20 protein-coding genes are annotated in these 25,480 nt (G+C 39.7%); 11 read left to right on the top strand and 9 right to left on the bottom strand.

Annotated features, from left to right (window positions below; translation table 11 throughout):
• Positions 1-199: 199 nt before the first annotated feature.
• On the bottom strand, positions 200-1,222 hold the full coding sequence (locus tag CDG79_RS28495) for an aromatic ring-hydroxylating dioxygenase subunit alpha (protein ID WP_094345131.1): 1,023 nt from the start codon (positions 1,220-1,222) through the stop codon (positions 200-202).
• A 280-nt stretch (positions 1,223-1,502) separates the two neighbouring features.
• Here CDG79_RS28495 and CDG79_RS28490 point away from each other — a divergent pair, with 280 nt between their 5' ends.
• From CDG79_RS28490 to CDG79_RS28480, 3 genes are read left to right on the top strand one after another with little or no spacing between them, the layout of a single operon-like run.
• Positions 1,503-2,327, top strand: a complete 825-nt coding sequence (locus CDG79_RS28490) for an HNH endonuclease (RefSeq protein WP_189525165.1) — start codon at positions 1,503-1,505, stop codon at positions 2,325-2,327.
• Positions 2,328-2,329: 2 nt separating this feature from the next.
• On the top strand, positions 2,330-2,650 hold the full coding sequence (locus CDG79_RS28485) for a hypothetical protein (protein ID WP_094345129.1): 321 nt from the start codon (positions 2,330-2,332) through the stop codon (positions 2,648-2,650).
• 6 nt (positions 2,651-2,656) lie between these two features.
• Positions 2,657-3,538, top strand: a complete 882-nt coding sequence (locus CDG79_RS28480; RefSeq protein ID WP_094345128.1) for a DGQHR domain-containing protein — start codon at positions 2,657-2,659, stop codon at positions 3,536-3,538.
• Between the two features lie 117 nt (positions 3,539-3,655).
• Here the strand turns inward: CDG79_RS28480 and CDG79_RS28475 are convergent, their stop codons facing one another.
• From CDG79_RS28475 to ruvC, 6 genes are all read right to left on the bottom strand, one after another.
• On the bottom strand, positions 3,656-3,946 hold the full coding sequence (locus CDG79_RS28475; protein ID WP_094345127.1) for a 2Fe-2S iron-sulfur cluster-binding protein: 291 nt from the start codon (positions 3,944-3,946) through the stop codon (positions 3,656-3,658).
• An 18-nt stretch (positions 3,947-3,964) separates the two neighbouring features.
• The gene (locus tag CDG79_RS28470) at positions 3,965-5,152 is read right to left on the bottom strand and encodes a P-aminobenzoate N-oxygenase AurF (RefSeq protein WP_094345126.1); all 1,188 of its coding nucleotides are present in this window, start codon (positions 5,150-5,152) and stop codon (positions 3,965-3,967) included.
• Positions 5,153-5,191: 39 nt separating this feature from the next.
• The gene (locus tag CDG79_RS28465) at positions 5,192-6,097 is read right to left on the bottom strand and encodes a hypothetical protein (protein ID WP_094345125.1); all 906 of its coding nucleotides are present in this window, start codon (positions 6,095-6,097) and stop codon (positions 5,192-5,194) included.
• Positions 6,098-6,378: 281 nt separating this feature from the next.
• Positions 6,379-7,431, bottom strand: a complete 1,053-nt coding sequence (locus CDG79_RS28460) for an aromatic ring-hydroxylating dioxygenase subunit alpha (protein ID WP_094345124.1) — start codon at positions 7,429-7,431, stop codon at positions 6,379-6,381.
• 5 nt (positions 7,432-7,436) lie between these two features.
• On the bottom strand, positions 7,437-8,177 hold the full coding sequence (locus CDG79_RS28455) for a hypothetical protein (protein WP_094345123.1): 741 nt from the start codon (positions 8,175-8,177) through the stop codon (positions 7,437-7,439).
• A 196-nt stretch (positions 8,178-8,373) separates the two neighbouring features.
• Positions 8,374-8,865, bottom strand: a complete 492-nt coding sequence (gene ruvC / locus CDG79_RS28450; protein ID WP_094328398.1) for a crossover junction endodeoxyribonuclease RuvC — start codon at positions 8,863-8,865, stop codon at positions 8,374-8,376.
• Positions 8,866-9,039: 174 nt separating this feature from the next.
• Here ruvC and CDG79_RS28445 point away from each other — a divergent pair, with 174 nt between their 5' ends.
• The gene (locus CDG79_RS28445; protein ID WP_094345122.1) at positions 9,040-10,410 is read left to right on the top strand and encodes a gluconeogenesis factor YvcK family protein; all 1,371 of its coding nucleotides are present in this window, start codon (positions 9,040-9,042) and stop codon (positions 10,408-10,410) included.
• 104 nt (positions 10,411-10,514) lie between these two features.
• Positions 10,515-10,949 carry a tRNA (adenosine(37)-N6)-threonylcarbamoyltransferase complex ATPase subunit type 1 TsaE gene (tsaE, locus tag CDG79_RS28440; RefSeq protein WP_094345132.1) on the top strand — a complete coding sequence of 145 codons (435 nt, stop codon included), beginning with the start codon at positions 10,515-10,517 and terminating at the stop codon, positions 10,947-10,949.
• 924 nt (positions 10,950-11,873) lie between these two features.
• On the opposite strand, the gene CDG79_RS28435 is transcribed toward tsaE, so the two are convergent.
• Positions 11,874-13,049, bottom strand: a complete 1,176-nt coding sequence (locus CDG79_RS28435; RefSeq protein WP_094345121.1) for a patatin-like phospholipase family protein — start codon at positions 13,047-13,049, stop codon at positions 11,874-11,876.
• 422 nt (positions 13,050-13,471) lie between these two features.
• Positions 13,472-14,791 carry a dihydroorotase gene (locus CDG79_RS28430; RefSeq protein ID WP_094345120.1) on the bottom strand — a complete coding sequence of 440 codons (1,320 nt, stop codon included), beginning with the start codon at positions 14,789-14,791 and terminating at the stop codon, positions 13,472-13,474.
• Positions 14,792-15,182: 391 nt separating this feature from the next.
• On the opposite strand from CDG79_RS28430, the gene lepB reads away from it, so the two are divergent.
• From lepB to ldpA, 6 genes are all read left to right on the top strand, one after another.
• Positions 15,183-15,824, top strand: coding sequence for a signal peptidase I (gene lepB / locus CDG79_RS28425; protein ID WP_094345119.1), 642 nt, complete (start codon positions 15,183-15,185; stop codon positions 15,822-15,824).
• Between the two features lie 109 nt (positions 15,825-15,933).
• Complete coding sequence (locus CDG79_RS28420; RefSeq protein ID WP_094345118.1) at positions 15,934-16,716, top strand: MOSC domain-containing protein; 783 nt, start codon at positions 15,934-15,936, stop codon at positions 16,714-16,716.
• 546 nt (positions 16,717-17,262) lie between these two features.
• A complete protein-coding gene (locus tag CDG79_RS28415; RefSeq protein WP_094345117.1) occupies positions 17,263-20,835 on the top strand; it encodes a HAMP domain-containing hybrid sensor histidine kinase/response regulator in 3,573 nt (1,190 codons plus the stop codon).
• Positions 20,832-22,667 carry a two-component system response regulator gene (locus CDG79_RS28410; RefSeq protein ID WP_094345116.1) on the top strand — a complete coding sequence of 612 codons (1,836 nt, stop codon included), beginning with the start codon at positions 20,832-20,834 and terminating at the stop codon, positions 22,665-22,667. The genes CDG79_RS28415 and CDG79_RS28410 overlap by 4 nt, the downstream gene beginning before the upstream one ends.
• A 268-nt stretch (positions 22,668-22,935) precedes the next feature.
• Positions 22,936-24,384 carry a hybrid sensor histidine kinase/response regulator gene (locus CDG79_RS28405; RefSeq protein WP_094345115.1) on the top strand — a complete coding sequence of 483 codons (1,449 nt, stop codon included), beginning with the start codon at positions 22,936-22,938 and terminating at the stop codon, positions 24,382-24,384.
• 185 nt (positions 24,385-24,569) lie between these two features.
• On the top strand, positions 24,570-25,480 hold a 911-nt coding region (ldpA, locus tag CDG79_RS28400; RefSeq protein WP_143855600.1), incomplete at its 3' end, for a circadian clock protein LdpA.

The raw sequence follows: 25,480 nt of genomic DNA, 5'->3' as shown, positions 1-25,480 counted from the left end.
ATATTGAATATTGATTAATTACGAATGACATTATATACGCTTGATTACTTATAAACCCCGAAGAACCCCACCCCGCCAAAGCTACGCTTTGTCTCCCCTCCCCGCTTGCGGGGAGGGGATTAAGGGGTGGGGTGCAATGACTGTGGGAATCATAACTAATCATCAGGACATAATCTTGTTGATTAATTACGAATTATTCTTAAACCCAAAATGTAACTTTTACTGATTGATTTGGCAATAAACGCGGATCTTCTCCACGAGATATAGCTGCCATAATTGACTCTACAAAGATATGAATTGTGTCCGCAGGCGTATTATAAAATTGTGTCCCGTATTTAGCGATCGCTTCTCCCTGAATACCCAAAATTTCCACGTCTTGGCGGATAATGTGTTGAGCAGTCCACCGCACAAAGGGACGTGCTAACTTATTCCAAATACCATAGTTATAGGTGACATCGGTGTAAACCAGAGTTGAATTATCGGTTTCTGGAATAGATTGACTGGTAATGAACAAATGGCGATTATGTGCCATCTTATACTCTACAGAAGTAATGTTTGGCATATAAAAGCGATCGCTATGTTTAATCTCTGCATTCTGCAAATTCAGAAAACGGCTGTACCATCCCAAATTACTGTTTTCGTTGCGATACTCCACCAAAACCGAACCATTCCAGCGTTCAACAGTCATCTCTAACTTTTGTTGGCGGGAAGTACGGAAAACACCAGGATGAACAAAAGCCGTATGGGGAATATCAATAAAGTTCTCCGCACAATTAGTAACATTGTTAGCAAAACGGTTAATTACCCGCACCGTCTCCCATCCGGTTTGTCCGTAGTGAGGCATAGAAAAGGGTTCAAAATCAACGCTTGGGGTATCGGCTAACCGCACATAAACATAGCCATCCTGTTCTTTGGTAGCGTAACACTTGGCTCGACGTTGTGGGGAAGGTTTGAAATCATCTCCTTCGCTTGGAACAGCAATGACATTACCAACTCCGTCGTATACCCAACCATGATAGGGACATTGTAAAGCACCGTTACAGATTTTACCTGATGATAGACGGCTATTGCGGTGTAAACAGCGATCGCGCAAAGCTACGGGTTGTCCATCTTCACCGCGAAATATCGCTAACCATTCTCCTAAAACGGTGCGTGGTAATACTTTGTTAGGTTGTAACTGTTCGCTGAGTGCGACAATGTACCAGAAATCTGCAAATTGCATGGTGGGTGGGAGAGGGGAGAGAACATTGGAAGAGGTGCTTAAGGATGTTTAGGGGTAAGCACATTTATTTTATTGATGAGGTGGTTAAGAAATGTTGAAAAACAATGTAGTCAAGTAGTAAAAGTAGCATGATTAATTATGAATAATAAAGTAAAATAACATAGTTTAGATGTAGAAGCTAATGAGCGAGTCAAAACAAGCAAAGTATTATGATTAATAGTGATGATTTGTTCATATGATTTTTCTATAAAACCCAAAAACTCCGCTTATGCGAAACAGTATGGATGAAAATGAAATTAACCCAGGAGAACAGTTAAGGGAAGTTCTGAAAGAGCTTTTTCCTGCTGATGTAAAAGATAATTCCTTTATTTCAAAAATTGACTATATTGTGCAAGCCGATGGAGAATTGATAGATTTAGTTTACAATAGCACGATAAATTATCTATTACGACGGCTTATATTAACTGCTGATTTTTTAAAAAGGCAGGGTGAAAAAGATAATAGACAAAATGATGTGTTCATAACTAAATTGAGAGCCTTTCTTAAGGATGATATGCACTTCCCTGAGAAGCATATTGGACGAATTAGTGTTTTAATTCTTGAGTGTTTAGACAAGCGAAAAAAAGAAGTTCCTTCCAGTACTAAAGATAAAATAAGAAAGAAAGCCAAAAATGACAATAAGCCTTGCTATATATGTGGTAGCGAACTAGAGTTTGATTTAAAGAAAGAAAGATCACACAACTTAGTTCAAGTAGAGCATAAATGGCCGAGAGCAATGGGTGGTGCAAGTAATGATTTCAATCTTGAAGTCGCTTGCTCAACTTGTAATAGTAAAAAGTCAGATTATATAGATGCTAGTGATTTTCATTATGAAAAGATATGTCTCGTAAGTGATGAGAACGATGAATATTTTTCGACTGAAATGAAGAGGGAATATGAATTGGCATTATGGGCTAAAAGAGAATTTAAGTGTTCTATTTGTGGAAAAACATCATCCGTTGGTGGAAAGTTAAAATTTGCACGCAAAAATCCCAATGATAGCTGGCATTTTTTAAATATAGATATTTTTTGTGAAAAACATTCCAAAACAAGTAAAACGAAATAGTTATGACAGAACACAGGTGTTATTTTGGTAGTTTAGTATCACAGCGCACGGATGAGAAGGCAACTCGTTTTTTTGTTTTTAATGCACAAGCAAAAGATTTGAAATCTTGGCTAGGAATTCGACGAATAAAAGATGTCCAAAAAGGAGCGCAGCGTGTACTAAGGCAAGCTAGAGTTAATGCAGTTAAAAAATTTATGGGGGCTAGTTCAATTAATATAATTCCTAACAGTATACTTATAGCTTTTGACCCAAATAAAGCAAATTTTACACCTCTAGTACAAAAAATTAGTGAGTGTATTATTCAAGCAAATAGTTCCTTATAAAAAAATATAGACATACTCAATGGTTGTAGGGAAAATCAAGTCACCTGGGGAATTATTGAATTTTCATTTGAACAGAATGAGCAGGAATATCTTAAACCAGCACTTATTGTAGACGGGCAACATCGTCTGTATGGTATGTCTGATTTCAACGAAGAGGATTTACCTATAACCGTTGTCAGTTTAATAGATGCCACTCCTCAAGAACAGGCTTTTCAGTTTATTGTGGTAAATAATAAAGCAGTACGAGTTTCAACTGAAAATGTCAAATCTATTGTTGCAGATTTTAATGAAGATGAACTTGAGAAAAGACTTGTACTAGCGCGTGTCAAATATGGTGATAAACCACTGATACTTAAGTTTCTCAGCGATTCTCCAACAAGCCCATTTCAAAATTTATTAGAATGGTCTTATAACAGAGAAAGTACAGAAGAAAGTCAGCTAGTGCCAATTACTGCAATAGAACAAGCAATGCGATATATACGTAAGTGTTTTACAGTGCTTGAAAATGATGAAGATTCCTTAATAGAGTTTTTTTGTGCAACCTGGAGAGCGGTAAAAGGGAATTACCCGGAACTTTTTGGAAAAAATAATCAGTTTATGAGGAAAGCTAATATTAATGCCTTCAATGAGTACATAACTGATCGGTTACTATATTTTTGGGAGATGGATTTATTAGATATATTTGACAGTGATGAAATTGCAGAAAAAGTGTTAGATATTATTAAACGTTTACCTAAAGAATTTTGGCTAGAGGACTGGAAGCTTAGAATTCAAGACACTCCCAATTTCAGAGAAATACTAAAAAATGATTTCAAGATTATAATAACTAATTGTAAACTAGGCAAACAATGGAGTTACGGGTTAGAGTTGGTTCAAACAGAGGAGTAAAAATGTCAGGCTTCCCACTAAATGCTGGGACTGGGTGCGATGACAAGCGTTATAGGATAGGATAATTTAATTATTAAAAGTCCGTTAAATGTAATTTCCTATTAACCGGATATCCTGTTACCATTCCAATCTACGAATTTCAACATTACCTATAACATCAGCCTGACAAGCTAACCGCGCATGAGGATAATTAGCTGCTAAAGTCTCCAGCATTTCCTGTTCATCAGGTTGAGGAGGAGGAATATCACCAATAACCTCAACCAAACAAGTGCCACAAATACCAGTCCGACAACCAAACAAAACAGGTGAATTCTGAATCGTGAGATGTTCAGACAAACTTTGATGACATTCCAAAGTTATAGGAACAAAATCACTTCCTGGAAACGATATCTTACAGAAGTTAGCCATAATACGCAATAATTTTACCTAAGCAACACTCTTCTGCGTCTTTGGGTGAGATATAAACAAATCCTCTTGGTATTCAAAACCTTGAAAAGCCCTTTGTTGAGTTGCCAAATATCGACAAATTGAATTAGTAGCCATCAGTGACATATCCCGATTATGTTGCCAAAGATAATCGAGTTTTTCAACATACACCTGATAAGATTTCATCGCCTCCTGATGAGTTGAAAAACTGCGCTGCAATCCTTCCGACTCCTCCATAAAACAACGCCGCATTATTTCTTTAGCATCTTTGTCACTCATCTCAAAAATGCGCGATCGCAACACCCGATAAATCTTGCTATACAGCGCCGGATCGTACCAAAAAATCCCGTTAATTGCAGCCGAAAAATGAAAATGATCGCGCTGACATCCTAGCAATCCTAAATTAGCAACCAGTCGCTCATAAGCAGTCGGTGGCTTAAGGCAAGTGATAACATCGTGAGATATAATTGTCGAACTATTGAAGTGAAAACTTTCATCCATAAAGTGATAATAGGAGACTTTAGCAGGAATTGGAGCAGCTTCAGGATGGGGATGTTTTTGATAATAATTGCTGAGTTTATGCTGTACTAACTTGCCGTTTAGTGTCCGCACTCCTCGGACAGTGAAATACTGACAAGCCAAAAAAGTATTATTCGCAGAAATCAGCCCAAAGTATTGAAGTTGAATTTTTTTCCACCAAGTTTTTAGGGCATTGGTGTCAGCATAAACCATCGTTTCTGTAAAGGGGCCGCGCATGGGGTAGGTAAAGATCAGTTCCCCAAATAACGCTTGTTCAACCTGTTTGGCAATTGTGCGGAAGGCGTTAATGTGCGATCGCTCTTGGGCGGATTCCAAATCTAATGTATCGCAGATTAAGCGAAAATCTTCTTGGGCGTAAAGTCCCGCTGCACTGGTTTGATTGAAAAAGATAGTTGCAATTTCAGCAGAAACAATTTGTGAGTAGTAAGCTACCCAGTAAAGTTGGTTCAAAATTATCCGCTGATGTTGGCTGGACTGTGACCATAAAGGTGTACCATATAGCAGAGAAAATTCCTCTGGGTTCCAATACTCGTTTTGACAATCTTCATAGCGAAAATTGGTAACTGCTTCATCCATTAAAGCAGTATGATCTTGCTGTTTGTTGCGGGTGTGGTTAATTTGTAATTTGCGATGAATAGTTTTTTCCATATCCGTTTTTATTTCACGCAGAGATAAGATTAATATTTATTACACACATTGATGGGCGGGGAGCGGTTCAAAGGCTCCGCGTTCTTCTAAATTTTGCAGGATAGACTGGGCTGATTTTCCCCCCATGAGCGATCGCAATATTTGTAATCGGGTTCCGCTATGAGTCTCTGTATCTAGTTCTTCTAAGATTTGGATTTTTTGCGATCGCGTCAGATGTCCTTTTACTTGTTCTATTGCTGTTAGTAGACTTTGTGGCCCCACCTGTACCATAAACAAAAACTGTGCCAATACATCAAGAATTGTTGTTTGACTAAATGCTGAAACAGTAATTTGATTAAACAAGGTGGTTCCCGTAGCGTGATGACGGGATTCAGATTGTAAAAAACTGGAAAAAAGTTCTGCTAAAACTGGATAGCGGCATTCCTTCGCTAAACGCCGATAATGGCTTAAACCCCATCCTTCTAAAACGACTTGCAGCACAAACAATAAAACTGTTTTATCCGCACTTTCAACCACTTCTGATAGTAAGCGCAAAAAAGGCTCGTTCGTGCTATTTACTTCAATTCGTGGTAAAAAATGGCTAATTTGGTAAAGGTGGGTAGCTTCATCAGCCGTAAACAGTCCATAAAGCATTCGTTCTTCAACTGTTTCTGCTAACAGTACCATTTTTGCCATGTAGCCAACACCTGCTTTCTCAATAAAATATGATTCTTCTAACAGACTGCGGTTGGCAAGTTCCAAAATAGCAGATTGTTCAGTAATATTAGATTCTTGCAAAATTTTGACTTGATGTAAGTTGAAAAATTCCGCATCCCAATAATTTAATTGTGGGTAATTAGCACAATTATTCTGATTGGGTAATGCTGCTGTTAATATCCGTCGCAAACGGTCATCAGAATCCTTATGCGGTAGATCAAAATCAACAATATTATATTTTAAATCCATTTTTTCTGTTCAATTAAAGTGAATTCATAGTCATACTAATTCTCCGTAAATTTACACTTAATAATTACTCCTTCTCTCTCTTGGCGTACTTGGCGTACTTAGCGGTTCGTTTAATAATTAACTGCATCTTCATATAGGAATCCGGTTTGATTTGGAGAAAATATACGTAGGATGTGTTAGCACGGAGAGTACGGCATCAAACCCTTGATAATAGTGCGTTACGAGCTCCGTTCTAACTCACTCTACAATACCTAATTTCGTTCAAAAATCAAATAGTAATCCTATAGCGAATTACTATTAGGTGTTGATAAAGTTTGAATATTTGGATAATTAACAGTGTCCCAAGTTCCCCAGGTTAAAGCTTTCTGGTGATTAACGTGCTGAATAAATTCCACAATAGATTGATCTGCTTTGGTGGGAGTCTTCAAATCAAACTGAATTGTTTGAAATACCTGTGTATCTCCTTTGGCAAAGTAATTACCAACTTGCTGGGTTAACCATAACAAACCACGATTTAAAAGCCATCCCCAAAATCCTGGACGCTTGGGAGTGACAAGAATTGTTTGCCCTTCAGTTTTACCACCTTCTATCATTCGCAGTGTAAATATAATGTAGAAGTGCAGAAAATCCGGCCCTAGCGTCACAGTGCCAGTACTGCCATACCAGTAACACATACTATAAGTAACTTCGTTGTGATATAGAGGACGAATCAGGCGAATTAACCAGGAATCATCACCTCCTCGTGTAGTGTTGCTGAAGGTAATAGCGTTGAGGTTGAGGTCTTGAGAATCAAACACAATCTCTAAAGGCAAATTGTGTACTGTATTGAAGTGGTGAGCATCAATCGCATTAATTAGTAAGACATTTGGATGACAGCTTTTGACAAATAGAGTCCCCAATATATAATCACAATCTGCCTGTTCTAATTCTGGTACAAAAGGCAGCGAATTTGGCTTTTCTTCTCCCACCCAAACCCAAATCATGCCGTACTTTTCCGCCGTATGCCAAGTTTTAATACACACAGGTAGCGGTTTTACGAGAGAAGGAACATCTACACAAATTCCGCGACTGTCATACTTCCAATTATGAAAAAAGCAGCGAATTCCATCACCTTCTACCTTACCTTCTGCTAAATGAGCGCCCATGTGTGGACAATAAGCATCTATAGCTACTACATGACCGCTAACTCCCCGATAAATTGCCAGATTTCTACCTAGTAACGTTATAGCTTTTACCTTGCCAATTTTTAATTTTTTTGATGCTAATGCCCAGTACCATCCCTCTATAAATTGTGTCGGATTGTTAAAGTTTGATTGTGGGTTTGTAGATACCATAAAAGTTAAATGAGGACACAATCTTGCACAAATTGTAACGATGATTCTGACTCCCACATTCGTTTTCCAGCACGAGTGAGATTGTCATAGTTAATTTCAGTTAAACAAACTAATTCATCCCCTAATCGATAGCCGGGATTTTTTTCTTCAAAAAACTGGATATGGGGGTTAGTCTGTCTTACTGTGGGGATTTCAATTAATGCCTCACAGAGAATTTGGGGATGCGGAAAATTGACGATACCAGTTGATTCTTGGTATAAACTACCATAGTATTCGCGTGCTAAACTCGCCATCAGATTTGTTACATTGGCAGGTGTTGTAACATCATAACGCGGGTAGAAATTTTGCCAAAAAGTAGGGAGAAAACGATAAGTGCGAAAACCAGAGCAAATTAGCAGCCAGTAAAGTTTATTTTCTGCATAATGTTGATGCAGAAAATTGATGGCAGCAATCCAACTACGTGGTAGTGTTGTACTCGACCAAGCACTAGGATCGACGATAGTGTCGCCGGAATATACCACACTAATTTTTTCTCCCAAAAAAGTCTTTTGGCATAACATCAAAGTTGAAAATCCTTTGAGTGCATTGGATGTTTCATCTCTCAACAACAAAACCCAGTTTTTGCACTCTAGATCGGCTAGAAACCCATCCCAGGTTATACCTTGGAAGTGATTTTGCAGCAGCGCATACATCGCGATGCGATCGCTTGATTGCAAATTTTGAACAGGAATCAGCAAACTCTTCATTGTGCGGAAATTACCTAAACTCGATTTGTATTATATTTAATTAAAACTTTATCGACCATTATGGTAAATTTACGGTGTAGTGTGACAGATTCCAAAATGGTTATTTACGCTACAATCATATATTCACACTAAGCATAAGTTTTATATTGGTACTGATGTGCCAGTTAGAAATGAAGTTTATTGTTTGCGTACAAATCTACAGCTGATACGAAGCCGTCAAAGCCACCGCCAAAGCATCCGCAGCATCATCCGGCTTGGGAATCTCATCTAAATCTAACTCCCGCGCTACCGCCTCTTGAACTTCCGACTTATCCGCATTGCCATACCCCGTCAAAGCTTGTTTAATTTGAGCCGGAGTAAACTCTATGTAAGGAAGACGACACTGGCCCAACACCAAAATAAGTACGCCCCTTGCCTGAGCAACCAGGATTGTATTTGACATCCGATAGAAAAATAGTTTCTCGATCGCTACCAAATCTGGTTTAAATTCTTCTATGACGGTGTGTAAATCATCAAACAAGGTACATAGCCTCTGTCCCATTTCTACATCTGCTGATGTTTTAATTACCCCAAAATCCAGCATATTTACTGTAGTTTCTTGCACCTTGTTGGAAATTTGTGTATAGGTAATTACCCCAAACCCTAAAGTTGCCAGTCCTGGATCTAATCCTAAAATTCGTTTTTCCATTCAATTCACTTTTAGTAAGCCACGCTATTGTTTAAGTGGGAATACTGGCAATCTTAACCACTTGCTCTTAGTCTAATGGAATAGACAAATATAATAGTTTCACGCCTAGTGTTTTAAACCAAGTGGTGTACATTTTCTGTTAATTATTGTTTGTAGCACTGCTGTAAATCAGGTATGTCAATTGGTTTTCTCAGACAAGCCCTCAACGCCCTGCAAAAGCAGTCGCGTTCTCGCACTTCCTATCGGGTTAACCAGTGGTTCAAATGGTTATCCCCTGGACTATCGGTAAAACGTTGGTTGTTGATTAGTGTTGGGGGTGTACTGCTGACGAGTTTGGGGTTAGCTATCTGGATTAAGCTGACCCCAATTTTTTGGATGATAGAGTTGTTTCGGAATTTCTTGGGAGTAATCACCAACATCTTACCCAACTATATTAGTGGGCCTTTGGTGCTGCTCGGTGGCTTGCTGTTGGTGCTTTGGGGACAAACTCGCACCGTTGGCTCAATTACTAAGGTACTAAGAGCAGAAGGTGGAGAAGAACTCATCGATGTATTGCTGGCACATCATCGATTGTACCGAGGCCCGAAAATAGTAGTAATTGGTGGTGGTACGGGACTTTCTACGTTGTTGAGAGGACTGAAAACTTACAGCGCTAATATTACTGCTATTGTCACTGTAGCCGACGATGGTGGATCTTCTGGGCGGTTGCGTCAAGAATTTGGAGTGCTACCACCAGGGGATATCCGCAATTGTTTGGCTGCACTAGCAGATGAAGAAAAGTTATTAACAGAATTGTTTCAATACCGTTTTCGGGCTGGAGATGGGTTAACGGGTCACAGTTTTGGCAATTTGTTTTTAACGGCAATGAGTGATATTACTGGAGATTTAGAACAAGCAGTTGCAGCCAGTTCTAAGGTGCTAGCGGTACGAGGACAAGTACTACCAGCAACTCTCAGTGATGTTCGCCTCTGGGCAGAATTAGCTGATGGTCGCCGCATTGACGGGGAGTCTAGCATTCCCAAAGCTGGGGGGAAAATTGTCAAAATTGGTTGCATTCCAGCTAATCCTCCAGCAGTACCAGCAGCGATTAAGGCACTTAAAGAAGCTGATTACATTATTATTGGGCCGGGTAGCCTTTATACAAGCCTGATTCCTAATTTATTAGTACCAGAAATTGCCGATGCGATCGCTCAAACATCTGTCCCCCGTATTTATATCTGCAATATAATGACTCAACCAGGAGAAACTGAAGGCTATACTGTTGCAGATCACATTAGATCAATTGATGCTGCTTGTGGGCAAAGACGGCTATTTGATGCTGTACTAATCCACAAAAAATCCCCCTCAGAGCAATCACTCATGCGCTACGCTCAACAAAATTCCCATCCCGTTTTTCTGGATAGAGAAGCTGTCATTCAGCTAGGGCGAAGGATTGTTCCAGCTAATGTTTTGTATGAAGATGAAACGGGTGTTGTCCGTCACAATCCGCAGAAACTAGCACAAGTATTGTTGCGGTGGTACGGTAGAGGTCATCATGGTAGGTAGTTATTAGTCATTAGTCATTAGTCATTAGTCATTTGTAAATAACCAATGCCCAATACTCAATACCCAATGCTCAATGCCCAATGACTAATATAATTGATGAAAATATGAAAATTTTTCTAGCAGATACAGAGGCGACACTACGCTTAGGTATTACTCTCGGAGAATCCCTGACTCCTGGCAGTGTAATTTTACTAGAAGGTGATTTAGGCGCTGGTAAAACTACCCTAGTTCAAGGTATTGGCAAGGGTTTGGGAATTACTGAATGTATTGTCAGTCCTACTTTCACCCTGATTAATGAGTACACGGAAGGACGGCTCCCCCTTTACCACCTGGATTTATATCGCTTAGAACCACAAGAAGTTGCAGCTTTGAATTTAGAAAGTTACTGGGAAGGTGCTGAGATTGTACCAGGAATTGTGGCAGTTGAATGGGCGGAACGATTACCCTACAAGCCAGATAGTTATCTGAGTGTGAGTTTAACTTATGGGGATGGGGGTACTCGTCAAGTCGAACTCATACCATTCAATTGTGCTATCTAAGTTCATCTCCCGACCCAAATACGAGAGATTTCACCTTTTTAGATCGCAACACTAAAAAATTTCTGCCAATAGTCGAGGGAGAACTCCACACTCGTCCTATCTACCACTACCACGTTCACCACTGTAAGTCACTAACATTGTTCTCTCAACCAAAAATAAACGAAATAATTGTTCAACAGCAGATATATTGCAATAGGGTTCCGTTAAAGCTAAAAACAAAGATACAAATAGGTTGAGTTTAAATATGGTTCTTTTGAACTTTTTGTCTCTTGAAGATTCCCTCAACCTCCTCTAGTGGTCTATCACAAAAGTTTTGATAGGTTTGTAATCAGCACTAAAGTGCTTAAAAAGTCAATAATTGAAGTCCTTACTATAAACATGTATGTCCATCAGAATTAATAAGACAGACCACTACTACTTCTTCCGTACCTCTGAGATATTCGAGATTGACATCTACTAGCTTTATTGCTGTAATCAGCAGTTAAAAAAGGATTTAGATGGTATGTAAATCAAGCAAATTTAAATAAACTGTTGTTGGGTAAATGAGAGTTTGACAGAACTTAGTCAACCCGATTCAGATTAGTTACCTACTGTCATTCGGAGATCCAATCGGGATTAGTGAGTAGCAAAAGCTAGTAGAGAAAAATTAAACAAAGTCAAGTTCTGTATAAGTCGTTTAACTTTCCTTACACTTAGTATTCCCAAGTTATGTTCATAATCTATACCAAGTAATAAATTAATTTATGCTTTTTAATTATTTAAAATAAATTTAACTAACAAACAATTCTGAGATTAACATCTGTAATTAGCACTTGGATCGAGACACCATCAACTAAAACATCTCGTATTTTTACAGGAATCATAGTAGAAATACGAGATGTTATGCCCTAAATTACTTTATGTTAATATGCCTACGTGGATGCACTAGTTATCTCTAATAAAAGAAGAGATCGCCTTTTTGATCGGAGAACCAGAGTCGTCTCTAGTATAGTAAGTAAGACCTCGATCGATAAATGCAGAGGTAGTATCTATTAACTGCTGAATAATCTCCGCGCTAGCATTATCTATTTCTTCAGTAACTTTTTCGCCTGTAAATCGGTTTTTTCGATCTTCTGGAGGTAATACAATGCGAGGATCTTTATAAGTTTCTTTTGGCTTAGGTTTAAATGTCTCATTTAAGTCAAACTGAAGGCGTAAGTAACGTTTAGAATCGTATCCACCCATGATTTGTCGGCAAATCGTACTATCAATCTCAGATGTAGGTTCCATAAAGATATTAGTCAGATTTTGTACCCAGTCTAAGCCTCTCCATTTGCTTATTTGCTTATATTGATATGGTTCACCAGTTTGACCTGTGCCAATAGAGAGGATAGAAATATCTTCCAATCGCAGATTATCCAATTTATATTTTTGCTTGATTGTTGAAGATATTGAAGACTGACTTATCCTCATCACTAAACTCAAAGCTGCAAGACAAGGGTTGTTAGCAGAAACTCCGCCATCAATGTGTGGAAATTCCCAATCACCAAATTTTTCTTTATCTATAGGTTCTAATTTATATGGTGGGAAAAAACTGGGAGCTGAGGCAGAAGCGGTACATATTTCCCATAAATAACAGTCATCGTACCATCTGTCTCCTAAATCTGGATGACAGTTTGTAAAAAAGGTTGTATTTCGATATAGCATATCGTAGGCAAGAATTAAAATAATCGGTTTTTCAATATCCTTTATTCTTGTGGATTTGTACGCGTCTTTGAGGACGCTAGTAATTCCATCATGAGAATATTTAGCTGCTGAGAACACATCAATAATTGATTTTATGATGGGTGGTAAGTTTTTGTAGCGGTTTTTTATATCGATTGGAAATATATCTTTACCCCGCTCTGTATAAAGTTTAATTAGTTCATCACTCTGTTTTCCAACAGCAATTCCTCCTGCTAATATTGAACCGGTAGAAGTGCCAGTAATCAGGTCAAAGTACTCATGTAAAAAATTTCCTTTCCCCTGATTTCTAATTTCTTTTTCTACCTGTTGAAGTATTCGTGCTGCAATGACTCCACGAATACCGCCACCGTCTAAAGCCAAAATTTTGAATGACATAGCAATTCTCCTTGATTATTTCTATAGCCCCTTTTTAAGAGGGGTTGGGGGATCTTCCCTCGGTAAACAAGCTAACCGAACTGTATTGCATAGACACAGAGTGGCTTCCCGCACGTTAGGAAACAAAGGAATAAGAGTAAGAGTTTCAGAGAGTTATTGTGTAAGTCCTATAGTTATTGAAGATTTGACTTGAAACACTTATAAATAAATTCAGGGTTTTAAGTTGCAATTTCTGATACAGCGACAAGTCAATACCCTTTGGTTAAAAGGGTAAAGGAGGAAAAACAAAAATTTTCATCTTTTAGCTTTAACCAAACCACATTGGTCTAGTCTTAACTCTAGATAGATGAAAATCTTGCCCGTTCAAGTATGGCTTTGATGTAAAATTATTTGTCTACTACGTAAGCTTAAATAAATATTTGCTATAAGAAAGTTAAAGCTTGACCACGCACTTCTGTATTGACCTGACCTTTGTCATAAACTATTTCACCCCCGACAATAGTTGTTGTAGCCCAGCCAGTAAGGTTCCAGCCTTCAAAGGGACTCCAACGGCATTTGGTTAAAAGCTCCTCGCGCCGGACTGGACGGTATGTGTTTAAATCTACAAGCACTAAATCGGCATCGTAACCAGGTGCGATCGCTCCTTTATTAGGAATACCATAAGCTACAGCTACATTCTTAGACATCCAGTTCACAACTTGGGCAACAGTACACTTTCCCTCCATCGCCGCAGTTAGCATCAATGCTAGGGAAGTTTCCACTCCAGGCATTCCCGAAGGACTATTGGGGTATTCTTGAGCTTTTTCTTCTAAGGTGTGCGGCGCGTGATCTGTAGCGATGAAATCAATCACGCCATCGCGCAAAGCTTGCCAAAGGACTTCGTTATCGTGGGGCGATCGCAAAGGTGGATTCATCTGTGCTAAGGTACCAATCTTTTCATAAGCACTGGTGTTCAACAACAAATGCTGTGGTGTTACCTCTGCTGTTACCCAACTAGGTTTCTCCTGACGCAGCAAATCTGCTTCTTCGGCTGTTGACAAATGGAGAATATGCAGACGACGTTGATATTTTTGAGAAAGTTTTAATGCCAGTTGGGTTGCAAGCATTGCCGCTTGATTATCTTGAATTTGCGAGTGAACGGCTGGGTTGTGGATGTTGGCAAATTCTTGGCGGCGTTGATTGATTCTAGCTTGGTCTTCGGCATGAACGGCAATCAAGCGATCGCCTTTAGCAAATATCGCCTCCAATGCTGTTTCGCCATCAACCAGCAACTGACCGTGCATCGACCCCATGAAAATCTTAATTCCCGATGTTGGCTTTGCCAAAAGCAAATCTGGGAGATTCTCTGCTGTTGCCCCAATAAAAAAGCCATAATTAACCAAGCACTTTTGTGAGGCCCGGTCTAGCTTATCGTCTAAAGCCTGCTGTGTCGTTGTCAGGGGGCGCGTATTGGGCATTTCTAAAAATGTTGTGACTCCACCTTTAGCACATGCACAACTGGCGGTGAATAAATCTTCCTTGTGTTCTAGTCCAGGTTCCCGAAAATGTACCTGCGGATCGATAACTCCCGGCAACAAAGTTAACCCTTCTGCGTCAATTTCAGTGGCTAGTGGTGTTTGGGAGATTTCTGGCGCAACTTCGACTATTTGGCGATCGCGCGTCAACACATCCCCAATCATCAGTTCACCATTGGGTAAGACTATGCGAGCGCGGCGAATCAGTAAAATTTTTGGAGATGACATAGGGCTAACAAAGTTCACACAGGGAGCTATATATTACAGACAGACAACTATGATTTTAAGTTAAAGTTAGTCGCACTCTGAGTGTTAAATTTTTTGCCGCGCGTTAAAAAAAGTTTACTTTTAATCTATGAAGTACTCTGTCAATCAATTTGGGATTTGGGATTTGGGATTGACCTTATCCTACAAGGGATAAGGTTTGGGGATTTTAGGTTGTTTTCGCCTACCAGAGACCAGTCACAATCCTCAATCCAAAATCTAAAATCCACAATCTAAAATTGGTAGTCAGGATGCGAACATAATCAGGAAATTAAAATTTTCCCGTTAAGATTAACAGATAAAGTCTCACTAGGTGAGTTAATTACCTATATCTTTCCTTCCGTTAAGTAATTTCATGCAAAATCAAGTGCCTGATAACAACTCTAGTCAACAACCCGATAATTCCTGGATCGCAGAACTAGGTAGAACAATTGTATTGAGTATTATTCTAGCTCTGGGTATTCGTACCTTTGTTGCTGAAGCACGCTGGATTCCTTCTGGATCGATGGAACCGACTCTGCATGGTACGCCAAACCAGTGGGAAGCAGACAAAATCATTGTCGATAAATTGAAATATAAATTTGCTGACCCGCAGAGGGGAGATATTGTGGTATTTTCACCTACAAAAGAGTTACAAAAAGAACAATACCAGGATGCTTTTATAAAACGGGTGATTGGCTTACCTGGAGAACAAGTACAACTTAGAGATGGCAAGGTCTATATTAATAATAAACCCCTACCAGAAACTAATTATCTCAGTTCTGGCCAGACCACTGTAATTGATGTTTGCCAATCAGGGCCACAGCCACCTTTTTTGGCAAGACCCCAGACTATACCAACCGATTCATACTTGGTTCTAGGTGATAATCGTAACAATAGTTACGATGGACGCTGTTGGGGTGTTGTCCCCCGCCAAAATATTATTGGACGGGCTGTAGTTCGCTTCTGGCCTCTAAATCACATTGGGGGAATAGATAAATCGCCACTATATCCATAAATTAACAATATTATTAGGTGGATAAGTAACAAAAGAATTTTAGATTTTAGATTGGGGGCTGCTAAATCACCAATCTTTAATCCCAAATCTCAAATCTCAAATTGCTATGATGCCTTACCTAGCTAAGATTTTACTGTATCCAGTTAAATCACTGGATGGTATCGAAGTTGAAAAAGCTAGAGTTCTTGCCAGTGGCGCACTACAGCATGACCGCGAGTTGGCTATTTTTGACGAACAGGGTAAGTTTGTCAATGGCAAACGTCATGCTAAAATCCATTTACTAAGGGCGCATTTTACACTCCTCAATAGAACTATCTCGTTACAAATTCCAGGCGGCGACTCACAACAAATTTTTCACCTGGATGATAACCGGGAAGCCTTAGAAGCAACTTTAAGTGATTATTTTGGGTTTGCTGTCACATTAAGACAAAACTCTTTGATGGGCTTTCCTGACGATACACGCTCACCAGGGCCAACGGTAATTAGTACAGCAACGTTGACAGAAGTAGCTTCTTGGTTTCCCGGTTTAAGTGTAGATGAAATCCGCCGTCGGATGCGTGCCAATATCGAGATTGATGGTGTACCAGCATTTTGGGAAGATCGGCTATTTAGCGAACAAGGTGATTTAGTCTCCTTTCGAGTAGGAGATGTAGATTTTTTTGGGGTTAATCCATGCCAGCGTTGTATAGTCCCAACCCGCGATTCTTACTTAGGGGAAGCTTACCCAAACTTCCAAAAAATCTTTGCAACCCAGCGACAAGCAACTCTACCAAATTGGGTTGCTTCGTCGCCTTTTAATCACTTTTACAGATTGAGTGTTAATACCCAATTACCCCCATCGTCAGCCGAAAAAATTTTACAAATCAGCGATGAGGTTGACATACTTCTATAAGTAAATTAATATTTGGTTACAATAAAAAATACTAAGTAAATTTTTTTGCATTTTTTTTGTTTTTACTATGTATTTGGATGAAAATTTTAAAATTGTTGTAGGTGAATATAAGTTTTTGTAAGCAGTCCAGGGGTTTTGAGACTGGAAAATCAAGACCTCAGCAATTCAAAATTTAACTTGGGATTGGGTGCTAATGGCGACCAGAATTTTAGAATGGCATACTGGATGCTTATGGGTTAAATTTCAGTTTAGTGGAGCAAATGTACTGATACATTGTCGGCAAAACTAAGCAAATTAACCTGCGATGCCTACGACGGGCTATGACGCTTGAAGACTCGCTATCGGTGTCGCAAAGTTTGAAAATTCGGCGTTGGAGGAACTTAGCTATTTAGTAAATATAAGAACCGAATTCAGAATGCTTTTTTATACTCATTTTTCTTAGAGATGTCATAGTCAAAGCGATGACATACCAGATTTTTTTGGTATTAAATGTAGCTGATATGGCAAAAATGCCCCTAGTAGATGCTGGGGAAAAATTAAACAACAATGTTATCCAAACTTCGGCCTGTCAAATCTATTAATCGCTTAGTTGGCAAAGTTTATGCCAAGATGCCTCTGAGGTATGTTCTGATTGTGCCCTTTATATTACAAATTTTTGGGGCGGTGGGACTTGTGGGCTATCTTTCGTATCAAAACGGACACAAAGCGGTCAGGCAGCTTGCTACTCAATTAGAAAATGAAATCTGCGATCGCATTGAACAACATCTTGATAGCTATTTAACAACTCCGAAGCAAATTAATCAAATCAACTTAGATGCAATTGAACTAGGTTTGCTCAACCTTGCGGACTTTAAAACCACCGGAAACTACTTTTGGAAACAAATGCAGGTTTTCAATGTTGGCTACAATAGCTTTGCCAATCCCAAAGGTGAGTTCATCGGTATTGAACGCCTAAATAATGGCAAGCTGTTGATTAACGAAGTGAGTGAAAAGCATGGTATAGGGAAACTTTATATTTACAATTCACACCTGAAGGGGAATCGCCGCCAGCTTCAGCAAGTCAAAAATTACGATCCTCGTCTGGAAGCGTGGTATACAGATGCAGTCAACGCAGGTAAACCCGTTTGGAGTCAAATTTATCAATGGGAAGATAAACCAGAAATATTATCTATATCTTCTAGCTATCCTGTTTACAATAAAAATCATCAACTTGTTGGGGTAATTAGTGTTGATTTGATCTTGTCACAAATCAGCAATTTTTTAGCCAACTTAAATACTGAAAGACCCGGTAAAACTTTTATTTTAGAACGTTCCGGGTTAATAGTAGCTTCTTCTACTGAGCCCCCATATACTATCATTAATGGCCAAATAAAGCGTCGAGCGGCATTAGACAGTCAAAATTCTTTGATTCGACTTACAACCCAGTCTTTGATCGAACGCTTTGGCAATCTGAGATTTGTTGTGGGAAAGCAACAGCTAAGTTTTAACGCCGATGGAATGCGCTATTTTGTGCAGGTAAAAAGTTGGAGGGACGAACCGGGTTTAGATTGGCTAATCGTGGCGGTGATTCCCGAAGGCGAATTTATGGAGCAAGTTAATGCTAACACCCGAATCGTGATTTTGCTGTGCATAGTTGCTTTTTTGGTAGCTGCAAGAATTGGGATTTTGACCGCTCGCTGGGTAATTAAGCCGATTTTACAATTAAACACATCAGCTAAGAAAATTGCTCAAGGAGAATGGGAGCAAACACCAGAAATAAAGCGCTCCGATGAACTGGGGGAACTAGCCAAGTCATTTGAAACGATGGCAAAGCAACTCAAAGCATCCTTTAGTGTATTGGAAGCAAGAAATGCTCAGATGCAAGTCTTAAATGAGGCGCTATGTGAGAGTCAGAGTCAGTTAACTCAATTTTTAGAAGCCATACCAGTTGGTGTGTTTATTGCAGATGCTAAAGGTGAACCTTATTACATAAATCACATTGGGCAGCAAATTCTTGGTCAAGAAGCGATGTCTAATAACGAGCCACTAAGCATCTACGCACAAGTTAACACCAAAAAATTGTCACAGGTATATCAAATTTACCTTGCTGGGACAGATCAACTCTACCCCAGGGATCGCCTACCGATTGCGAGAGCATTACTTGGGGAAAGCAGCAGGGTGGATGATATAGAAATTCACCATTGTGACAAGATTATTCCCATTGAAGTTTTAGGAGAGCCAATCTATGATGAATCGGGGAATCTAGCTTTTGCGATCGCCACATTTTTTGACACCACCCAACGCAAACACACAGAAAAGTTATTAGCAGAATATAATCGCACCTTAGAAGCTCAGGTAAAAAAACGGACTGATGAGTTCCAGCAAGTTATTGAGCAACTGCAAACCACCCAAGAAGAACTGATTCAATCGCAAGCAATCGCCGCGCAGGAACAACAAGCAGCTATTCGTGAAGCAGCACGAAGCGCCGCCGCCAACCTCGCTAAAAGTGAATTCCTCGCTAACATGAGCCACGAACTGCGTACCCCACTCAATGCAATTCTTGGTTTCACCCAAGTCATGAGCCGAGATTATTCGCTATCTGGCGAACATCAAGAAAACTTGGCAATTATTAATCGTGCTGGCGAACATCTACTTAACTTAATTAACGACATTCTCGAAATGTCCAAAATCGAAGCTGGCAGAATTACATTAAATCTTAGTAGCTTTGACTTAATTCATCTATTAAAGAACTTAGAAGAGATGTTGCACTTGCGGGCTGCATCTAGAAATTTAGAATTAGTATTTGAATATCCCCAAGACATTCCTCAGTACATAGAAACAGACGAAAATAAACTGTGTCAAGTCTTGCTCAACCTCTTAGGAAATGCCATCAAATTTACTGATAGGGGAAGGGTAACATTACGGGTGAGACTGGGGACTGGGGACTGGGGAACTGAGGACAAAGAGGAAAGAGATAATAATTCTTCATTCTCCCCCTTATCACTTACTCCCCGCCCCTTTGCCTCTTCATCCCAATCCTTAATCTTCGAGGTAGAAGATACTGGTTGTGGTATTACCTCACAAGAAATTAACTTACTGTTTGAGGCTTTTGAGCAAACTGAAATCGGTAGAAAATGCCAGCAAGGGACGGGACTAGGTTTAGCGATTAGCCGTAAATATGTGGAACTGATGGGAGGAGATATTACTGTTAGCAGTATGCCTGGTATTGGTAGTACATTTGTTTTTGATATTCAGATTGCTTTAACTTGCCCCAGAGAAATCCCGACAAACCAAATTAAATATCAGATTCTCACTTTGGCACCGACTGAAAGAACATACCGGATCTTAGTCGTTGACGATTCTCAAGAAAGCCGTCTTTTATTAGTTAAAATTCTCACATCTCTAGGCTTTGAAGTCAGAGAAGCTACAGATGGTGCTGAAGCGATCGCTAATTGGGAATCTTGGCAGCCACACTTGATTTTTATGGATATGCGAATGCCTGTCATGGACGGTTATGAAGCCACAAGAACGATCAAGGCTAGAGAAATAGGGCATAGGGAAGCTAATACGTTGCGGAGGTTTCCTAAGTTGTACTCCTACAAAGAAGCAATAGGTGCGATCGGAAACGATCCTTCCGATCCATCCACTTTACGATTGCCAACAGCCCTAGCTCCTCCTTCCAACATCTCTGAGATAGAACAAGGTTGTTACAATAAACACACGATAATTATTGCTCTAACTGCTAGCGCCTTTGAGGAAGAGCGCCAAAAAATTTTATCCATTGGCTGCGACGATTTTATTCGCAAGCCATTCACACAGGAAGTATTATTGGAAAAACTGAGTCAACATTTGGGTGTAAAGTATACCAACAAAATAGAAAAAACAAACACAGCAGCCGTCGATAGAGCTACACAGAGATTTGTCAGTGTTGCTGAACTCCTCAGCCATCTATCACAAATGTCACCTGAATGGCTACAAAAGATCCACTATGCCGCAGCCAGCTGTAGCGATGAACTAATTTTAGAGTTAATCAAGCAAATTCCACCAGACAATGTTCAGGTTTTCCAAGTTCTTAGGGATTTAGCAAATAACTACCAGTTTGAAAAAATCATGGAATTGACTAAAACAAACGTAGAATGAATTACGAGCATTTAGACCCTGATAAAAAAGATATTTTGATTGTTGACGATATGGCGGACAACCTCCGGGTTTTGTCCTCAATATTGACAAGGGAAGGGTATAACGTTCGTAAAGCCTTGAACTGGCAAATGGCGCTGACCGCAACTCAAACAGTATTACCGGATTTGATTTTACTCGATATTATGATGCCAGAAGTAGATGGCTATGAAATTTGTCAGACCTTTAAAGCTTGGGAGCTAACAGCCGATATCCCGGTGATTTTTATTAGTGCTTTAGATGATGTTTTTGACAAAGTTAAAGCCTTTAAGGTGGGTGGTGTAGACTATATCACCAAACCTTTTGAGTTTCAAGAAGTTTTAGTGCGCGTGCAAAATCAACTGGCATTGAGATCGGCGCGATTAGAAATATTAAAACTAAATGTCGAATTGGAACATCGCGTAAAAGAGCGAACAGGGGAGTTAGAAAAAGCTCTCCAAAAACTCCAACAAGAAATCAATTCTCGGCAGAAATTGCAAAGTCAACTTCTAGATATAGCGCTGCATGATTCCCTGACTGGATTACCAAACCGAGTTTTGTTTATCAGGCGACTAGAAAATGCTCTAAATCGTGCCAAGCAAGAATCTAGTTATCAGTTTGCGCTACTATTTTTAGACTGCGATCGCTTCAAAGTTATCAATGATTCTCTTGGTCATTTGGTAGGGGATGAATTGCTGATAGCTATTGCTCGTCGCCTACAAGCATGTCTGATCCCTATAGATACTATAGCAAGATTAGGCGGTGACGAATTTGGAATCCTCCTAGAAAATATCACAGATATTAATATAGCAATCCAAGTTGCCGAACAGATTCTGCAACAGCTATCACTTGCTTTTAACCTGTCAAGATATGAAGTATTCATGAATGCCAGTATTGGTATTAGTTGGGGTAATAAAGATTACGATCGCCCAGAGTATTTACTGCGAGATGCTGATACGGCAATGTATCGAGCCAAGGCTCAAGGAAGAGGCAAATATCACGTTTTTAATCCAGCGATGCATCGGGAAGCAATTCAGCTTTTAGAGTTAGAAAATGACCTGCGAAGGGCTGTGGAAAGGCAAGAATTTCTCGTTTATTATCAGCCAATTGTTTCTCTGAATACAGGGAGAATTTCTGGATTTGAAGCCTTGGTGCGGTGGCAACATCCGACTCGCGGTCTGGTTTCTCCCATAGAGTTTATTCCGGTGGCAGAAGAAACAGGTTTAATTAATGCAATTAATAGTTGGGTATTACAGTCAGCTTGTCATCAACTCAGCATTTGGCAACATCATCCAGTCACACCAGAACCTCTAACTATGAGTGTCAATTTGAGTGCTAGATTATTTTTACAGCCTAATTTAGTAGAACAGATTGACCGAATGATTTATGAAAACAAAGTAAATCCTGCATATTTAGAATTAGAAATTACAGAAAGCGTAATTATGGAGAATACTAATGCAATTAAAATAATTCTTCAACAATTAAAACATCGAAAAATTAAGCTGATTATGGATGATTTTGGTACAGGATATTCCTCTTTAAGTTACCTCCACAGTTTTCCTTTTAATGCACTCAAGATTGACAAATCTTTCGTCAAACGGATGCAGGATAATCAAGAAAATATGGGGTTAGTACCAGCAATGATTGGTATTGCCAACTCAATGGGTATGAATGCGATCGCTGAAGGTGTCGAAACACAAGAACAGCTAGCTCAATTGAGAAGTCTAAACTGTAATTTTGCTCAAGGATATCTATTTTCTCAACCCATAAAACAACAATCGGTTCTTAAGTTGCTTGCCACAACACCTCAATGGTAGCTATCAAGTAGCATCCGATCAAAATTACCTTATTGATGATCGGCTAGATAATCTGTGCGTGCTATCTAATATACTGCTAGAAGCAGGCCATCAAGTTCGCAAAGCTCATAAATGGCCAATAGTTTGTGATAGTCGCTAGTCCTCTCCAGTCACCGTGGGAGTTAGACTATAAATATAACTATTATGGTGAAATTAATCAACAATTTTTAGGCAATTTCAAAAAAGCATTTACTATCCTCAATAATTATAAGCATAGCTTTTGATAATAATGCATTTTAATCAAATTAACCATCATAAAAAAAATATTTTGGTAGTCGATGATACTCCAGATAATTTGCGGCTTTTGTCGGCAATGTTGACTGCACAAGGTTTTGAAGTTCGCAAAGCCTTAAACGGTAAAATGGCACTGACTGCGTGTCAAATGGTTTTACCAGATGTGATTTTGCTAGATATCAATATGCCAGATATGGATGGCTATCAAGTTTGTCAACAGCTAAAAGCTGACGAGAAAACTTGCGAAGTTCCAGTAATTTTTATCAGCGCCTTGGACGATGTTGTAGATAAGGTAAAAGCCTTTGATGTTGGTGGTGTAGATTATATTGCTAAACCTTTTCATGGGGCAGAGGTTGTATTGCGAATTGAAAATCAGATTAATTTACGTTTGCTCCAAGTTAAACTGCAAGAAAAAAACTTTTTATTACAAGAGGCTCTTGATAACTTGAAATCCGCTCAAGTTCAACAAATTCAAAACGAAAAGATGGTGGCACTAGGGCAGTTAGTGGCTGGTCTGGCTCATGAAATTAATAACCCCATCAGTTTTATTTATGGTAATCTCGAATATGCGGGTCAATATGTGCAAGACCTAGTGAATATGATTGAGGTCTATCAACAAGAATATCCCAAACCTACACCCAAAATTCAGCAAATAGCCCAAGATATAGACCTAAATTTTATGATTCAGGATCTGCAAAACCTGATAGGTGCAATGTATAGAGGCTCCGATCGCATTCGGGAAATAGTTCTTGCGCTACAACACTTTTCTCGCCATGATGAAGCAGAGATGAAACGGGTAGATATCCATGAAGACATCGAAAATACTTTGGTGATGTTACAACATCGGCTCAGAGAAGCCGCAGACCGTCCGGCAATTATTGTAGTGAAAGATTATGGTAATTTACCCCTAGTCACTTGTTATGCAAGTGAACTAAATCAAGTATTCATGCATCTGTTGAATAATGCCATAGATGCAATAGAAGAGAGAGTGGGAAATCAAGATTCTAATCCTTATTCCCTAACGCCAATTGACGGTAGTTCCTCCACTTCGGGAGATCCCATCGCTTTTAGTGTCTCCCCAACTCTTCAAGATGCTCCTTCGCGTTGGGATAAGACTGTACTGCCTTCTGCACTTGGAGAAACCCCAAAACCGCAGTGGCTTCTTCCTACTCCCCAAATTCGGATTCACACAGAGGTGACAGACTTTAATATGGTGAAAATTGCGATCGCAGATAATGGCCCTGGTATAGATGAGTCGTTGCGATCGCGTTTATTTGAACCATTTTTTACCACAAAACCTGTGGGCAAAGGTAGTGGGCTAGGATTATCTATTAGCTATCAGATTATCGTCCAAAAACACCGAGGAAATATTACCTGTGCTTCTCCTGTTGGGCAAGGAGCAGAATTTGCGATCGAAATTCCCATCGAGCAACCTGAGCGTTAGCCTACAGCAAACTCAGTAAATTGCCGTTTGAAGTTCGGCAGCTATAATTTTCTCTGCACAAAGGTCTATGTACATATCCAATCCCCAGTCCCCAGTTTCCAATCGCCAATCCCTAATTCAGGAAATCCGGACTTTTTATTGATTACAGACTACTATTTTTAGTCGCATAAACGCATAATAGAAGTGTGACTGATTTGTTCGTCCCTTTACAATCTCTCAAACAAGGTAACTGGTTCAAGCTCATCTGCGGAGCTAGCTTCCAGCATTTACCGGCAGTCAGAAATTTAACCTTAGCCTATACTTTGGCGGGCGCTGACTGCATAGATGTTGCAGCTGATCCAGCAGTGATTGCAGCAGCGCAAGCTGGGCTACAAGTAGCTAAAACTCTTGCTAAGGATGCCCAAAAGCGAGGCTTTAACTACAAAGGCAACTCGCCCTTTTTAATGGTCAGCCTGAATGATGGAGAAGACCCCCATTTTCGCAAAGCAGAATTTAACGCTACTGAGTGTCCTAAAGATTGCCTTAGACCCTGTGAACGGATTTGTCCGGCACAAGCGATCGTGTTTGACAGTATCAAACAAGACTTTTCGGGAGTAGTTTCCGAAAAGTGTTATGGCTGCGGTCGTTGCATCCCAATTTGTCCTTATGGTATAATTTATACAGCTTCGTATGTGACAACGCCAGGAGCGATCGCGCCATTAGTAATGTCAACAGGAGTAGATGCCGTAGAAATCCATACACAAGTAGGGCGGTTGGCAGAATTTCAGCGATTGTGGCAGGCAATTTCACCATGGGCCGATCAATTAAAAGTTCTAGCTATCAGCTGTCCCGATGGCGAGGGGATGACTGATTATCTAAGAGCAGTGTATGACCTGATTGCCCCACTCAAAAGTGCTTTAATTTGGCAAACCGACGGTCGTCCTATGAGTGGTGATATTGGTGATGGTACTACAATAGCCGCAGTGAAATTAGGGCAAAAAGTTTTGGCAGCCAAATTACCGGGATATGTGCAGTTAGCAGGCGGCACAAATAGCTATACCGTTGCTAAGTTAAAGGCAATGGGACTGCTGAAGGGAGGGGGACAAGGGAGAGGGGG

The organism is Nostoc sp. 'Peltigera membranacea cyanobiont' 232, assembly GCF_002245985.1.
GTDB lineage: Bacteria > Cyanobacteriota > Cyanobacteriia > Cyanobacteriales > Nostocaceae > Nostoc.
Note: the sequence above shows the minus strand (reverse complement) of the source record. Positions and strands in the feature narration are given on the sequence as shown.